The following is a 15,833-nucleotide window of genomic DNA, read 5'->3' as shown; positions in this document are numbered from 1 at the left end:
TTCGTAAGTTCTTCGGAATCTCTTCGTGGCGATTTCGGGACACCTTCGGCAAAACATCCTGACTGCCGCCAGATTCGGCAAAACACTGTGCGCTCTTTTGTACAGCGAGCTGCCAGCATGCAACAGGTCATCACTGCCGATCGTGGCGTTGCACTCTCCATCGACGGTGCTGGCGAGCACACGCCGACCACCTGTCTGGCAGTTGCGCGGCTCGGCAGCCTGCGCACGGTGGCGGCGACCTTTACGTTGTGGGTGCAGTTGCGCGGGCGTTCCTGGGTAGAAGCCAAGGAGGGCCGTTTCCGCCTGCATGCAGGTGACTGGATCGCATTTGACAAGGATTCCCATCCCACGGTGCAGGCGGACCGCAGTGCCGTCTGCGTCGGCGTCAGCCTGGATGGCGACAGCCTGCAGTCGTTGGCCGAGCTGACCGACGCCACGTTGTATCCCGGCCGCAGCCATCTTGCGCGCAGCGACTTGCGTATCGCATTGCGGCTGTGGCGCAATGCCGCCGCGCAAAGCGGTAGCGCTTCGGCCCGGCCGCTGCTGCTGCATCTGGCCGGGATGCAGCGCGAATTCGTCGAACAGGAACAGCGCTGCCCGGGCCGCTCGCGTAGCCGTCGCCGTCAGGTGTTCGGGCGGATGCAGCGGGCACGTTTGTATCTGGAAGGCAACAGCGACCGCGTGGTGCGCATCAGCGAACTGGCGCAACTGACCAACTTCTCCAGTTGGTATGTCTCCAAGACCTTCCAGAGCCTGTATGAGGAAAGTCCGCAGGCGTTGTCGGCACGCTTGCGTCTGGAACGCGCATCGGACCTGCTGCGCGATACCTCGATGATGATCGGTGAGGTTGCGGCCGCCAGCGGCTTCGACAACTGCTGCAGTTTCGCGCGTGCATTTCGTGCGCGATTCGGCGTTTCCGCTTCGCATTACCGCGACCAAGCAGCAAATCCGCCAGATTCGGCAAAGCCACGGAACGTGACGCGCAAAGCGACGGCGTTCACGCAAACGTAATTTGCACAGGGGCGCTTAACGCGCCACTAACGAACCCTGGAGAGATTGATGAACCTTCGCACCTCCGCAGTGCGGCTGGGCCTGTTGCCCGCCGGTATTGCGATCGCGTTGACGCCGGCATTTGCCGCCAATGCACAAGAGCAGTCCGCCCCGTCGACCACGACGCTGGACCGCATCGAAATTACCGGCTCGCGCATCCGCTCGGTCGATGTGGAAACCGCACAGCCGGTTTTCACCGTGACGCAGCAAGACATTCAGAAGTCGGGCCTGGTCAGCGTTGGTGACATCCTCCAGAACCTGTCGATCGCCGGTACGCAGACCTACAGCAAGGCTGCGGTGCTGACATCCGATCCGGAGCAGGGTGGCCAGTACGTCAACCTGTACAACCTGGGTGAGAACCGTACCCTGGTGCTCGTGAACGGCAAGCGTTGGACCAGCAGCTTGTCTGGTCTGACCGACATGTCCACGATCCCGAGCTCGCTGATCGAGCGCATCGAAGTCCTGAAGGACGGCGCCTCGGCAATCTACGGCTCCGACGCCGTGGCCGGTGTGGTGAACATCATCCTGCGTCAGAACTACGACGGTGCAGAAGCCTCGGCGTACTTCGGCCAGAATGGTCGTGGCGACGGTTCCAAGGAGCAGTATTCCTTCACCGCCGGCACCACCACCGACCGCTCCTCGCTGGTGTTTGGCGCCAACTACACCAACGAAGATCCGGTGTGGGCGAAGGATCGCGCGCTGACCCGTTATTCGGCCGGCCCGAACCACATCGAAGACAGTCTGAGCGCGACCGGCCCGTGGGGCCGCTTCACTTCTAACGACCAGACCTACATCCTCAACCATACCGGTTCGTTCGACGGCCGTGGCGTGGGCGCCGATTCGCGCAACATCGCCAACTACCACAACGAAATCACCACCGACGACTACTACAACTCCGTCGATCAGATGATGTTGCAGCAGTCCAGCCGTAACAAGTCGATCTTCACCACCGGCAGCTACAACCTGACCGACAGCCTGACCTTCAAGTCGACCGCGATGTACTCCGAGCGCGACTCGAACCGTCAGATCGCCGGTTACCCGCTGCAGGCCTCGTCGCAGCCGCAGTTCCCGGTGGCGATTAGCGGTACCAGCTACTACAACCCGGTCGGCCAGGACATCAACAGCTGGTTCCGTCGCACAGTTGAATTGCCGCGCACCACCGAAAGCAACGTCAAGACCCTGCATTTCGATGCAGCGCTGGAAGGCGTGTTCGACGTCGGCAGCCACGGCTGGAACTGGGACGTGGGCTTCAACTACAACAAGTACGATGTGACGCAAGTGTCGCGCGGCAACATCAACTTGCTGGCGCTGCAGAAGGCGCTGGGCCCGTCGTTCCTCAATGCACAGGGTCAGGTCCAGTGCGGCACCGCAGCCAGCCCGCTGCCGCTGGGCACCAGCAATGCGCTGGGCCAGTGCACCCCGTTCAACATCCTGGGTGGCCCGTCGGCTTCCACGCCGAACGCGCTGCAATACATCAATGCGCTGGGTCAGGCCACGCAGCAGAGCCTGAGCAAGCAGTGGACTGCCAACATCACCGGTGGCCTGTTCGATTTGCCGGCCGGTGAGCTGGGCTTGGCCGCAGGCGTCGAACACCGCGAAATCAGCGGTTACGACTATCCGGACCAGCTGTCCAGCGCCGGTTACACCACCGACCTGGCTGCACAGGCCACCGAAGGTCGCTACCAGACCAACGAAGCCTATCTGGAGCTGTTGATTCCGGTGCTGAAGGACCTGCCGGGCGCCAAGGAACTGTCGTTCGACGTGGCCGCGCGTTACAGCAACTACAGCCGCTTCGGCGACACCACCAACAGCAAGTTCAGCTTCACCTGGAAGCCGATCGACGACCTGCTGGTGCGTGGTACCTACGGCACCGGTTTCCGTGCGCCGACGCTGTCGGACACCTTCGGTGGCGGCTCGCAGACGTTCGATACCTTCACTGATCCCTGCGATGCGACCTTCGGTTCGCTGGGCAATGCGGGTGTGGCAGCACGCTGCGCTGGCGAAGGCCTGCCGGCTGGTTTCCGTCAGACCGATACTGCAGGCAACGCGGTAACGCGTCGCGACGTGCAGGGCAATGCACCGTTTAATTCGGGCGTGGGTAATGCCGAACTTGAGCCGGAATACAGCATCACCCGCACCGTGGGCATGGTGTACAGCCCGCATTGGGTGCAGGGCCTGGACTTCTCGCTGGATTGGTACCGCATTTCGATCTCCAACATCATCACGTCACTGACGGCCAATGATGTGCTGAACAACTGCTACCTCAACAGCCTGGCCAGCTACTGCGCCGACTACGGTCGCGACGCGGTCACCGGGCAGGTCACCACGCTGAGCCGCGGCAACGTCAACCTGGGTCGCCTGGAAACCGAAGGCTACAACTTCGGTGTGCGTTATCGCATGCCGGAAACTGCGTACGGCAAGTTCGCTGTCAACCTGGACACCAACTACCTGGCGACCTATAAGTCGCAGGCAGAAGCTGGTGCCGAGTGGGCAAATGCTGCCGGCTACTGGAACTTCCCGCGCGTGCGTGCCACCTTGGGTCTGGACTGGTCGCTGGGCGCGTTGTCGGCCAACTGGAACCTGCGTTACTACGGCGGTTTCCGCGATTACTGCTGGGATGCAGCGGCAGGCATCGAGTGCAACGACCCGAACTACCAGACCCCGAATCCGGGCTGGGGTGGCGGCACCGGTTCCAATAAGAAGGGCTCGATCTCCTATCAGGACGTCTCTGTCACTTGGCAGGCTCCGTGGGATGGCAGCGTGACCGTGGGTGCCCGCAACATCTGGAACAAGCAGCCGCCGGTCACCTACTCGATCACCAACAGCAGCACCGCGGCGATCGACCCGATGCTCGACTACGACCGCTTCCTGTTCGTGCAGTACAACCAGCGCTTCTGATCACCGAAACGTTGTAGAACGTGTTACGAAAGAGCGGGCCGAAAGGCCCGCTTTTTTGCGTTAGCACGTGATTGGTATGCGTAGGCGTTTCTGTGGTTAGCGCTTTTTCGCAGGCGAAGAGTGGCTCCCGAAATAGCAGGCATGGCATTTGGTTTAGAAACTTGCTGCCGGAGCGTGATTCAACCTCGCTGTGGCGCTCCATTGGCGTCGTCTTACGCGAAGACGCATGTATTGCTAATGCTGCGTTCCGTTGGTCCAAATGGCTGAATGTCGTGGCAACGCAATGCCTTGTGAGCCGCGAATGCATCCTCTGAGGGCAATGGTCCGAGCGTGTTTCTACTCCGCATGCATACTCTGACGGCTTGCAATAGCGGCCAGGCCAAGCCTCCAGGCTGCATCGCTATCTGCTACCAATAAGCAGCAATCGCGGCAATCCAATGCGACAAATGCGTCGGTCCATGCCGTCTGATATGGCAATTGGAAGAGTGCGTGACGTCGCTTTCTGGGCCGCGACGGGCCAGCGCAATGGCGTAGCTTTTGAAACGAATATCTGTAGGCGCGTCCGATGCAAGAAAAAGGGCGCAACTTACGTCGCGCCCTTCAGCCTGCATCACTCCATGTGCAGAGACTTACGCCTCAGCAAGCCCCATCAAGGTATCGGCCTGCTCGCGCCAATTTGGCAGGCGGTTGATGACGCCAACCTTGGTCAGGTATTCCTCGTCCACGGTCTCGCCGCTGGCCAATGCAGTCGCCACGTGCACGGCGCCGGTCACCCAGAAGCTGCGCAGGCTGGAGCGTTGCGGGTGGCGATGGAAGGCCACTGCTTCGATGATCGGCATCGGCAGGCCCCACAGGCCCAGCAGGTAGGCGCCGGCTTCGGTATGGCCCAGACGCTCGTCGCCTTCCACGGGCGGTTCGCGTTCATCACGCACGCCGGGCAGCAACAGGCCGATGTCGGCCAGCAGCGCGGCGGTGGAGCCCAGTTCGGCGCTGGTCGGTGGCAACACCTTGGCCGCCAGGCGCGAAGACAGCAGCGCGCGGCGCTGCATCGCGGCGCGCTCGGCCGGGCTCAGGGTCTGCACCGAGAATACTTCGCTGGCCAGCACCAGGTCGCGCAGCGTGGCCACGCCCAGGCGCGTTACCGCGGTGCGCAGATCGGTGATGCTGCGGCCGCCAGAGAAGAACGCAGAGTTGCACAGCTGCAGCACCTTGGCCGCGATCGCCGGGTCGCCGGCGATCAGCTTGGCGATGTCGGCCGCGTCGGCGCCATCGTCCTCTTCCAGCGCGTGCATCAGGCTCAAATACAGGTGGGGCGGGGAGGGCAGCTTTTCGATCCGCCCAATGGCCGCGCGCAGGCGCGGATTGCTGAGCAGGTCGCGCAACTCCTCCAGGCTGGTCACGGCTTCCAGCAGCACTTCCGGTGCCAGCGGCATCGGCAGGAAACGGTGCGCCACCCCGATGATGCGCGCCGGTGGCGTGCGCTGCCCGTCCTGGGCATCGATCAGGGCAATGCGGATGGTGTCGGGCCGCAGGGTGCGGATTTGCCCGAGCAAGGTCGCGGCGGTCAAGTCCGGCAGGACCGGGGCAACGATGACGGCATCGAAGGGCGACAGCGCGGCGGCTTCGATGGCAGAGTTCCCGTCCGGGACCTGCTGCGCCTGCCAGTTGTCGCCGAGTTCGGCAATGTAGTCGACAAGGTCGGACGGAAGACTGGCTTCGTCCCCAACAAACAAAATACGCAAGGCACTTCCCCAAGAGTCACCGGCGATAGGCGCCGGCCAAACGCTGTCGGCAATGTACCCAATCTGCCGACAGCGGTCACCGGCATCACGCCAAAAGCGTGATGCCGATCGCCCCGCGCGTGCGGGGCAGCGTCACGGTCGACGGCTCAGGGCGCGTCGGAATTATAGCGTTCCACCGACTCCACCAGGATGCGCTTGGCTTCCGCCGCGCCGCCCCAGCCGTCCAGCTTGACCCACTTGCCTTTCTCCAAGTCCTTGTAATGCTCGAAGAAATGGCCGATGCGCTCCATCCAGTGGCTGGAGACCTGATCGATATCTTCGATGTGGGCGTAGCCGGAGAAGATCTTCTCGATCGGCACTGCCAGGATCTTCTCGTCGCTGCCGGCCTCATCGCTCATGCGCAGCACGCCGACCGGGCGGCAACGCACCACCGAACCGGGCACCAGCGGCAGCGGCAGCACCACCAGCACGTCGGCCGGGTCGCCGTCGCCGCACAGGGTGTTGGGCACGTAGCCGTAGTTGCAGGGGTAGCGCATCGGGGTCGACAGGATGCGGTCGACGAAGATCGCGCCGCTGGCCTTGTCCACTTCGTACTTGACCGGCTCCGAGTCCTTGGGGATCTCGATGACGACGTTGATTTCTTCCGGCAGGTTCTTGCCGGAGGTGACCAGTTCCAGGCCCATGCGCGTAGCTCCGAGGCTTCAGCTGTGTGTGGAGGCCGATTCTACGCGTTCGGCTGTTGCGGTGCAGCGACACTGAATAGGCCTCCGTCTGACAGCAGCGCGAGGCATAGTCCGCGTTCATCACGAGCCGCTCCCCGATGCTGCTAAGCATGCCCGGGCGTCACGCTGCAGGCTCATCCACAGCCACGGAGTTGGCCCCATGTCCAGGTACCTGCGCGTCATCGTTCTCTTGATGTCATCCATCCTCGCCCCGGCGGCGCTGGCTGCGGATCCGCCGCCAGCGTTCGTGGATGCGGTGGACTGGCCGGCCAACGGCGAAGGTTGGGAGGCCTTTGTCGATCTGGAGCAACGGCTGGACCGTGATTTCGACAATATCTGTGGCGATACGTTCTGTGGCGGCGAGTTCAGCGATTACCAGCCACTGCGGTTCCGCTGCTCGGTCAATCGGGTGAGCGGGGTGGTGCGCAGCTGCATCTGGACCTTTGGCGCGAGCGAGGTGAGCGTGGATCCGCGCAGCGGTCATTTGCGCTCGGACAGCCGGGTCTGGCGCTGCACCGCGCCTCTGAAGGCCGGAACGCGCCTGGACGAGATGTATCGCGTGCTTGCAGTCACCAATCCGCTGTTCGAGCCGCTGCCCGGTGGTGCGCCGCCGATCTATAACGGGCTGATCGGCTGTCTGTGAGGCGCTGACGGCGTCTTGCTCATGTTGTTGGTCGAGCGATCATCCATGACGACCTAGCAGATTCTGGTGCAGCGCCTTCGGTGCTTGCGCGGCTTACCTCCAAGACGCGTTTGATGCACCAAGTAACGAGCAACCTACGCAACCTGATGGCTTGTAGCGTGATCATTGCTGATTTGTTGCATGCGGAGATGCGCTGCGCCACTGGCCCGTAGTGATCAAACGGGCCAGTGGCGTCTTTCCGGTCTCCGCAGTGGTCTTTGCAGCAGCACGCATCGCCATGCTTGCAGCCTCAGGAGCCTTAGAGGCCAGGCGCCGTCGCCAGCCGACAAAGGCCCGGGCCCGGAGTCACGCATCACTCCGGGCCCACGAGGTCCGCAGATCGCCTCAAGCACAGCGCTTAAAGCAGCGGCACCAACAGCAACGCGACGATATTGATGATCTTGATCAGCGGGTTGATGGCAGGCCCTGCGGTGTCCTTGTAGGGGTCGCCCACGGTGTCGCCGGTGATCGCGGCCTTATGTGCTTCGCTGCCCTTGCCGCCGAAATGACCATCTTCGATGTACTTCTTGGCGTTGTCCCAGGCACCTCCCCCGGTCGTCATCGAAATCGCAACGAAGAGCCCGGTCACGATGGTGCCGATCAACAATCCGCCCAGCGCACGCGGCCCAAGCAACAGCCCGACGATCACCGGGACCACCACCGGCAACAACGAGGGCACGATCATTTCGCGGATTGCCGAGCGCGTGAGCATGTCCACCGCGCGGTCGTATTGCGGCTTGGCGGTGCCGGTCATGATGCCGGGGATGTCGCGGAACTGGCGGCGTACTTCTTCGACCACCGCACCGGCAGCGCGCCCCACGGCTTCCATCGCCATTGCGCCGAACAGGTAGGGAATCAGTCCGCCAATCAGCAAGCCAATGATCACCGTGTGGTCAGACAGATCGAACGCGAATACTTCGTTCGGATTGGCGGCCTGCAGGTTGTGGGTGTAGTCGGCAAACAGCACCAGCGCGGCCAGTGCAGCCGAGCCGATCGCATAGCCCTTGGTTACCGCTTTGGTGGTATTGCCGACTGCATCCAGCGGGTCGGTGACGTTGCGGACTTCTGGCGGCAATTCGGCCATTTCGGCAATGCCGCCGGCGTTGTCCGTGATGGGGCCATAGGCGTCCAATGCCACGATCATGCCGGCCATCGACAGCATCGCCGTAGCCGCGATCGCAATCCCGTACAGCCCGCCAAAATGGAATGCGCCCCAGATCGCCGCGCACACCGCAATGACCGGGAGTGCGGTGGATTTCATCGAGATGCCCAGGCCGGCAATGATGTTGGTGCCATGACCGGTCGTGCTCGCGGCGGCCACATGCTGCACCGGCCCATACTGCGTGCCGGTGTAGTACTCGGTGATCCACACGATCAGCCCGGTCAGGACCAGGCCGATCAATGCGCAGGCATACAATGACATCGCGCCGTGCGCGTTTTCGCGCATCAATGCCTGCGTGATCGGCAAGTACGCAATCGCCGCCAACACACCGGACACGATCACGCCTTTATAGAGCGCACCCATGATCGAGCCGCCCGGCTTTACCTTCACGAATGCTGCGCCAATGATCGATGCGACGATGGACACGCCGCCCAGCACCAGTGGATACAACACCGCATGCGGTCCGGTTTCGGCCAGGGTCAGGCTGCCGAGCAGCATCGTGGCAATGACGGTGACCGCATAGGTCTCGAACAGGTCCGCCGCCATGCCTGCACAGTCGCCGACGTTGTCACCGACGTTGTCTGCAATCACGGCCGGATTGCGCGGGTCATCTTCGGGGATGCCGGCCTCGACCTTGCCCACCAAGTCGGCGCCCACATCGGCACCCTTGGTGAAAATGCCGCCACCCAGGCGCGCAAAAATCGAAATCAGCGATGAACCGAACGCCAGGCCGACCAAGGCGTGCAGGTTCTGCTCAAGCGGCAGGCCCATGGCCTGCAGGATGGCGAAGTAGCCGGCAACACCCAGCAAGCCCAGGCCGACCACCAGCATGCCGGTGATGGCGCCGCCGCGAAAGGCAACGTCCATGGCCTTGCTGATCCCGTGCCGGGCTGCTTGTGCGGTGCGCACGTTGGCGCGTACCGACACGTTCATGCCGATGTAGCCGGCCAACCCCGACAGCACCGCACCGATCGCAAAGCCGATCGCGGTGTACCAACTCAGAAACAGCCCGACCAGCACGAACAACACCACGCCTGCGATGGAAATGGTCAGGTATTGCCGGTTGAGGTAGGCGCGTGCGCCCTCCTGGATGGCAGCGGCGATTTCCTGCATGCGTGCATTGCCGCTCGGCTGCGCGACCACCCAGCGCGCCGACAACATGCCATAGACAATGGCCAGGACCGCACAACCCAGCGCGAGCATCAATCCGTAGTGTTCCAGCATGACCCCTCCCAAAAGAATGGATGTCGTCCGGTCGGGACGAACGAAGGGCGGTGCGCGACGAGTGGAACGGCGAAGACGGACTCGACGGCCTGACAAGGCCTGCTGCGCGTCGCGATGTTCATGTGGCCGGATTGCAGCCGAGTATGCGCCGCGTACTGCATGCCTGCCAGCACCACGCTTTGGCGCCGCGTTCAGTGATGGCATGACAGCCTGCCGCCACCGTGATCGACCCGATCCAGGAGCCTATGTATGTTGAAATCCGCCTTGATGATGACCGGCCTGCTGCTGAGCGCTCCTGTGTTTGCCGCCGAGCCCGCACCGGAAATGCAGCGTGCCCCTGGCACGGCGCAGGCGATTGGTGCAGCGCACACCTTGCGCCAGATTCCCGAAGCCTGTGCCCGTCTGGAAGGCGTTTTCACCGGCAATGCGGCGCAGCCATACACGTTTTCGGTGACGCGCAGCAGTCCTACCTGTCAGCCGCGCGCCCGCTTCGTCGACTACGCCAAAGCTGCACCCAGCGTGGCCTCCGGTTGGATCTTCAATGATGTGATCCGCGTACCGAGCGCGTCCTGCCCGTCACAGCAGGCGGTTGTGCGGGTATGGCGCAAGCCGGCCGCGGCCAAACCGCAGCTGGATGGACAAGGGCAGTCACGCATCTATCTGGAGGAGGCCAAGCAGCAGGCCGCGGCCGGCAAGATCCCGCAGGTCCCCATGTTTACCGCGCAGCAGACGATGGAAGGCAGGGCCTGCCAGTAAGAGCGGCTAATGCGGCCGCGCATGCCTAGGGTGTGAGTTCGGTCTGCGTGCCCAACTTTGTGGCGCTACATGCATGCATGTAACGCGCGGCGCCGGTGGTGCAGTGGGTCAAGCATCAATGCCTGCTTCCGTGTTGCATAGCATGCATCAGCGACAGGTCAGGTAGTGGCGCGTCGTTCACCAGTGCGCCGCCGTCGTGGTTGCCAGCGAGCCGAAGGCCGATTGGGCTTGATACCGACGCTTTGCTGAGAACAAGTCGTGCCAACGAAGTCGCGTCAGCCACATCGATCGCATCGGCGCATGCGCTGCATCTTCGATGCACGGCGCTAACGTGGCGCAGCGTGGTTTGCCGCCTGCGTGCCATGCGGCGTTCTCGGGCCTTAAAATGGTGTTCAACGCCAACGGCGCTGGCGCTTTTCTTGAGAAGCCTATGAAGGTATTGCGTCACTCCCCGGGACTGCTGGCCGTGTTCGCGTTATGGCACCCGGTGCCCGCGCGTGCAGCAGCCAGCATGGTGGTCGACGATGCTGGCGTGACGCCACGCGGCCAGTGCCAGCTCGAAGCGTGGTGGCGTGCGACGCCCGGCGGTGCATCGGCCACGGCAGTGCCTGCCTGCAACCTCTGGGGCACCGAATTCGCGTTGGGAATGACCGACGTCCGGCACGGATCGGCTGCGCTCGACATCGGCGCAAAACGCATGCTGCGCGATCCGGAGCAACACGCATGGGGGCTGGCGGTGTCAGTGGGCCTGCAACGCGCCTGGCAGGAGCCTCAGCAACGCGCCAGTTACATCGCCGTGCCGCTGACGTGGTCGCTAGGAACGGCAGCGAACACGCGGATTCACGTCAATTTCGGCGCGCTCGTCACGCACGCTGGCCCGGACACCACGACTGCAGGTGTCGGCCTGGAGCACGTGCTCACCCCCGCCTGGACGGTCCTGGCCGAAGCATCGGGAGACGATCGCGACGGTCACGGTGCGCAACTCGGACTGCGCAGACTGGTGGGCAAGGCCTCCAGCATCGATCTCGTAGTTGGACGTGATCACGCGACCGCACCGCGTGGGTGGATCACGGTCGGGATCAATATCGCGATGGCGCCGTAATCTTAAGATCTACAACTCTCACACGAAATGCTGATGATGATGGCGACCTTGCCGGCCTTGATCATCGTGGCCATGGCGCTCTCGCGCGACTGCCCAGTGGCGATGCGGTAGCCCAGGATCATCACCCACAGCGTGGTGACGGTCAATGCGATGGTGCTGACCCAGCGCATGGCTCGCTCCATCAACGCCATACCGAAGTCCTGGATTTCCCGGTTGAAGTAGTCGTTGACCAGCTTGAAGAAAACGAAGTCGCCGAGGTTGGCGTCCGCCAGCGGCTGCAACCGGCTTGTCGCACGCGGCGGACACCGGGCTGCCGTGACAGTCGGCACTGGGGCAGTCATGGGTGCGACCCGCTCGATCATGGCCTTACATTACACGTGCAGGCGATTGCTGGGTCACTTCCGGCTGCGACCGCTGCGTATCGAGTGCTTGCGACTGACGGATGCTCTCCTGCAGGGGAGGCACGCTGTCTGATAGATCCACCTTGACCCGGAAGCCAGGTGTCTGCCCGACGATCCAGACATTGTCTTGATGCGACGTCACGCTTTGCAGCTGATCGGCGCGCAGGATGCCTGCACGCTTGGCCTCGACTGTGGCGTACATCGCCTCTGCCGGCGAAGTGCCTGCGGGGAGCTTGCTGTGGATGGCCTGGTAAAGCGGGTCGTTGGGAACCGATGCGGATGCAGGCTCGCCAAACCGGCCAGGCGGTGCCATCGGTGCAGCAACTTCGCTGCCAGATGTGACTATCGGCATTTTCCAGCCTGGCGCGACATACGTCGGTGCGTGATCGTTTTGTATGCGCTGCTGTACCTCTTGCCAGCGTGCCGCCGCCATCTCTGCACTTCCGGCGCCGGGTGCTAGGGTGCCACGCAAGGCATCGATTCCATCGTCCGCCAGGCCATAATTACCGCGTACACCCAAGGTCACGCTGCCGCGCAACACCTCCACGTCATCACGGTACTTGTCGATCATCGGCGCAAACTTGTGCGCCAACTGTTGCGCCTTGGGGTCTTCCAGGACCGAGCGGTCTGGTTTGCCGTTGGCATCCTCCGGCAGGAAGTTGTGCATGCGGTGCGAGTCGCCCAACTTTTTTGCAACGATAGGATTACGTACGTCCAGCACACTGCGCGTGTTGTCGTAACCAGCCTTTTCCAGTGTAGCAATCTCCTGCTGGGTGGCGTAGAGCTTGACCTGGCCGTAATGCTTGCTGGCAGCACTGACCGCATCGCCAGCCATCACATGATTGATGACATCGGTGCCGCCCTCGGGAATACGGCGGTCCAAGCTAACCGCGCCGTATGCATTGAAGGTCTCGCCCTTGAGACTAAAGTGGTGTGCAGTGACCTGGGCCAGATTGCCGCTGAGGGAATGGCCGGTGACGGCGACGTCGAGCGTTTCGCCGTCCTTGCCGAGTTTCTGTGCATAAACCAACGCATGCTTGGTCAACTCAATTGCTTCGGCGGCCTGGCGATTGTGACGTGCTGCGACCATGCCGCCATCGGTGTAGACACCATCCTGCTTGAGCTCACGCTCAGTCTCGGTGCCGCGATGGGCGACGATGATCTCGTTGGTGTCGATCCGCTGATAGATAATGCCCTGATAGCCTGAAGGACTGTCTACATACTCAAGTCGTTTATAGGTAATGCCACCGATATCGACAGGGCGACTGCTCGCTCCAGTTTCAGGCGGTTCATCGTAGGCATCTTTCGCAAGGGCTGCATATTGTTGGCTCGTCAGGCTCATGGCATTACCTCTTCCGTGATTAGCGTAACTTTAAATATGTTTCCTCGGGCATCATTGTTGAACTGGTCCAGTCTGACTTTTCCGCTGTCTGGGAAGTTGTCAATATCTTCTTTGGGATAACGGCCTTTCCAGAAATAAGTGACTTTAGGAGCTCTGCTATGAATCTCATTTTTGAATAGAGCTGGCTCAAACCTCGTGTCTTCATGCTTTCCGGTTGACCTGCCCCCACCGGCCATACCAGTGATTACTGATAAAGCCCGGGGTTGAAGGGTACTGCGTTGTTGCCGGTTTGTGCTCGGTGGTTGGAGGCAAACTGCGCTGGCGGGATGCGACCACAGCTGCTGTGCGGACGTACCTCGTTGAAGTCACGCCGCCAATCGGCGATGACCTCGCGAGCCTGGATCAGCGACGTGAACCAGTGTTCGTTGAGACATTCGTCGCGGAACTTGCCGTTGAAGCTCTCGATGTAGCCGTTCTGCATGGGTTTGCCGGGTTCGATCAGGATGTGTTCGATGCCACGCTGCTGTGCCCAAGCGATGAAGGCGCGGCTGGTGAACTCCGGGCCGTTGTCCGTGCGCACCGCGCGGGGATAGCCGCGGAAGCAGGCGATCTGCTCCAGCACACGCACCACGTAAGCCCCGCTGATGCCATGGTCCACCGCGATGTCCACGCATTCATGGGTGAAGTCGTCGGCGACGGTCAGGCATTTGATGCGGCGGCCACTGGCCAACTGATCAAAGACGAAGTCCATGCTGATTACCTCGTTGGGATGCCGCGCTGGCCGTAACGGCTGCCGCTGTGCCGCCGGGAACTTGGCCTTCTTGCGCCGGCGCACGCTCAGCTTCGCCTCGCGGTACAGACGGTAGATCTTCTTATGGTTCACCTGCGGAAACTCCGGGCGCAGCAGGTCGTGCAGGCGGCGATAGCCGAAGCGGCGACGCGCCTGCGCCAGTTCCACCAGTCTGGCCGACAGGGTTTGCGTCGCCGGCGTGGGTGTCGGCGCGTGGCGGAAAGCATCGCGGGAGATCCCCGCAAGGCGACAAGCCCGGCGCTCGCTGATCGACGTCAGCTCGCACATGCGCCGGATTGCCTCGCGCTTGCGTTGCGGGGCTAGCGTTTTACCCCGAACCCGACCTTCAGCGCCTCGATGTCCAGGTGCGCCTCGGCCAGCAACCGCTTCAGGCGGTTGTTCTCCTGCTCCAGCTCCTTCAGGCGCTTCGCGTCTTCGGCCTCCATGCCGCCGTACTTGGCCCGCCACTGGTAGAAGCTGGCCGGGCTGAAACCGTGCTGGCGGCACAGCTCAGCCACCGCCATCCCGGCATCCGCCTGCTTGATGAATCCGATGATCTGCTCGGTGGTGAAACGACTCTTCTTCATGTCCGTCCTCGTGGTTGACGGACTTTACAGCTTCACGTGGTACGGCTCAGCGGGGGCAGGTCACGGTCGCCTTGAGCGAAATGCCGACACCATCCAGCTCGAAATTACAGGTGCCTTTCCCGTAATAATCTGCATCGACCATTCCGTCGGCATAAATCTTCGCCACGTATGTTGTGTCGTTGAGTTTTTCGAAAGTGATGGGAATTCCATCTTCTTTCTGCTTTGTCGACATGCCTAATGATCGATCAATTGGCGTGCATGTATCTCGGTTAGTCATTTCATAAAATGCGGTCCCCGACACCCCCTCGAACGGCCCAGGCGCATCTTCGATTGTCATCGTGATCCGGTACGCCTGCGTCGGATGTGGATTCTTGCGGTAAACCGGATCGCCCTCGGCGATAGTCTCGCTGGTGTCGTGTCTTTCAGAATCAGCATTCATGGGGTTGCATCCTGCTAAGAGAACCAGGAAAAAACAGCCAACAATCTTGATGTTCAGATAACCGTTCATGCTGCCATCGTGCGTTGTGCAGCCTGCTGCGCGGCCGTGATGGCAGCGGTCAGTCGTTTGCAGATACGGTTGATGTTCACGTTATGAAGCAACAAGGACATGAGCATCAGCGCGAACACCATCCCGAATTCGGGAATCTGCTTCATTATCTTCATTAATGGTGGGATGCAAGCTGCAATGACGGCGAGAAAAAACATCAGCAGCGTCATAGCGGCTCCGCTGATGATGACCCGCTGCAACTGTTTCAGTTCGCTCGTCTGTTTTCCTTCTGCGTGCAGCCTTCTCCAGACAGTCAGGGCTCGTGCAACAAACCCCACAAGCACTGCGACGATGGCGAAGTGCAGGGCGGCTCCGATAATGGCAGCACACTGTGCAAATTCCATTAGGACACCAAGCGAAGTGCGATAGGCCAAGACGACCAAACTAGCGGTGAGTAAGGTTGTCAGCAAGAGCATGGTCAGCATGTTGCGTACGCCGGCGGTTGACCGGCACCCATCTGCGTCATGCGGGGACAGCACTCTATGCATTACGCAACTCCGGCGCGCTTTACTCAACTAACGGCGAATGTGGTCAGGGGTTCGGGACGCACTATTTAGGATTGCCGGTAGGAAATGCCTTTGACAGATGCGTGCAAACACCTGTGCCGAGACCCCTTTGAAGCAGTATAGTTTGGTGACCGTAAAGGCGCCGGTCGCCGGATTTACTGGCAACTAACAAACTGAGAGAGCGCCAACCATCTTGTAGTACATCAAAACTTTTTAAAAATTTGATCAGAACAATTAGGGATGGTCTGATCAACGGCGTCGGAGGATGAGCCCAACTACATCGGCCAGGCTGACGGCGCTCAGATCCTCGATTTTTTTGCCG

At 61.5% G+C, this 15,833-nt stretch carries 11 protein-coding genes and 3 pseudogenes; 5 read left to right on the top strand and 9 right to left on the bottom strand.

Annotation, left to right across the window (positions count from 1 at the left end; genetic code table 11):
- Window positions 1–117: 117 nt before the first annotated feature.
- Together XCC_RS17195 and XCC_RS17190 are read left to right on the top strand one after the other, a co-directional pair.
- Entirely contained in the window at window positions 118–1,011 is an 894-nt protein-coding gene (locus XCC_RS17195; RefSeq protein ID WP_011038416.1) for a helix-turn-helix domain-containing protein, read from the top strand.
- Window positions 1,012–1,059: 48 nt separating this feature from the next.
- Entirely contained in the window at window positions 1,060–3,948 is a 2,889-nt protein-coding gene (locus XCC_RS17190) for a TonB-dependent receptor plug domain-containing protein (protein WP_019237280.1), read from the top strand.
- A gap of 629 nt (window positions 3,949–4,577) precedes the next feature.
- Here XCC_RS17190 and XCC_RS17185 read toward each other — a convergent pair.
- Together XCC_RS17185 and ppa are read right to left on the bottom strand one after the other, a co-directional pair.
- Window positions 4,578–5,690 (bottom strand): HDOD domain-containing protein, encoded by a 1,113-nt coding sequence (locus XCC_RS17185; protein WP_011038414.1) that lies wholly within the window; start codon window positions 5,688–5,690, stop codon window positions 4,578–4,580.
- Between the two features lie 146 nt (window positions 5,691–5,836).
- Window positions 5,837–6,373 carry an inorganic diphosphatase gene (gene ppa, locus XCC_RS17180; protein ID WP_002804918.1) on the bottom strand — a complete coding sequence of 179 codons (537 nt, stop codon included), beginning with the start codon at window positions 6,371–6,373 and terminating at the stop codon, window positions 5,837–5,839.
- Window positions 6,374–6,572: 199 nt separating this feature from the next.
- Between ppa and XCC_RS17175 the strand changes: the two genes are divergently transcribed.
- Window positions 6,573–7,055, top strand: a complete 483-nt coding sequence (locus XCC_RS17175) for a hypothetical protein (protein ID WP_011038413.1) — start codon at window positions 6,573–6,575, stop codon at window positions 7,053–7,055.
- Between the two features lie 397 nt (window positions 7,056–7,452).
- On the opposite strand, the gene XCC_RS17170 is transcribed toward XCC_RS17175, so the two are convergent.
- The gene (locus XCC_RS17170) at window positions 7,453–9,480 is read right to left on the bottom strand and encodes a sodium-translocating pyrophosphatase (RefSeq protein ID WP_011038412.1); all 2,028 of its coding nucleotides are present in this window, start codon (window positions 9,478–9,480) and stop codon (window positions 7,453–7,455) included.
- A 267-nt stretch (window positions 9,481–9,747) separates the two neighbouring features.
- Between XCC_RS17170 and XCC_RS17165 the strand changes: the two genes are divergently transcribed.
- Window positions 9,748–10,236 (top strand): hypothetical protein, encoded by a 489-nt coding sequence (locus XCC_RS17165; protein ID WP_029216953.1) that lies wholly within the window; start codon window positions 9,748–9,750, stop codon window positions 10,234–10,236.
- A 316-nt stretch (window positions 10,237–10,552) separates the two neighbouring features.
- The gene (locus XCC_RS17160; RefSeq protein ID WP_011038410.1) at window positions 10,553–11,338 is read left to right on the top strand and encodes a hypothetical protein; all 786 of its coding nucleotides are present in this window, start codon (window positions 10,553–10,555) and stop codon (window positions 11,336–11,338) included.
- 23 nt (window positions 11,339–11,361) lie between these two features.
- Here XCC_RS17160 and XCC_RS17155 read toward each other — a convergent pair.
- The 6 genes and pseudogenes from XCC_RS17155 to XCC_RS17135 all read right to left on the bottom strand — a co-directional run.
- Window positions 11,362–11,679: pseudogene (locus XCC_RS17155) on the bottom strand (hypothetical protein); the annotation flags it as partial.
- A gap of 25 nt (window positions 11,680–11,704) precedes the next feature.
- Window positions 11,705–13,081 (bottom strand): DUF6792 domain-containing protein, encoded by a 1,377-nt coding sequence (locus XCC_RS17150; RefSeq protein WP_011038408.1) that lies wholly within the window; start codon window positions 13,079–13,081, stop codon window positions 11,705–11,707.
- Window positions 13,078–13,302, bottom strand: a pseudogene (locus tag XCC_RS22820) (hypothetical protein); the annotation flags it as partial. The pseudogene XCC_RS22820 and the gene XCC_RS17150, both read right to left, overlap by 4 nt.
- Before the next feature lie 23 nt (window positions 13,303–13,325).
- A protein-coding gene (locus XCC_RS17145) for an IS3-like element ISXca1 family transposase (protein WP_087942911.1) occupies window positions 13,326–14,458 on the bottom strand; the annotation gives its coding sequence in 2 pieces (ribosomal slippage) (window positions 13,326–14,203 and window positions 14,203–14,458; 1,134 coding nt in all).
- A 64-nt stretch (window positions 14,459–14,522) separates the two neighbouring features.
- Window positions 14,523–14,966, bottom strand: a pseudogene (locus XCC_RS17140) (hypothetical protein); the annotation flags it as partial.
- Window positions 14,963–15,493: a hypothetical protein gene (locus tag XCC_RS17135; protein WP_011038405.1), complete on the bottom strand. Its 531-nt coding sequence runs from the start codon at window positions 15,491–15,493 to the stop codon at window positions 14,963–14,965. The pseudogene XCC_RS17140 and the gene XCC_RS17135, both read right to left, overlap by 4 nt.
- Between the last annotated feature and the right edge of the window lie 340 nt (window positions 15,494–15,833).

The organism is Xanthomonas campestris pv. campestris str. ATCC 33913 (assembly GCF_000007145.1).
In the GTDB taxonomy this organism is placed as follows: domain Bacteria; phylum Pseudomonadota; class Gammaproteobacteria; order Xanthomonadales; family Xanthomonadaceae; genus Xanthomonas; species Xanthomonas campestris.
This window is presented reverse-complemented; position numbering and strand designations above follow the sequence as displayed.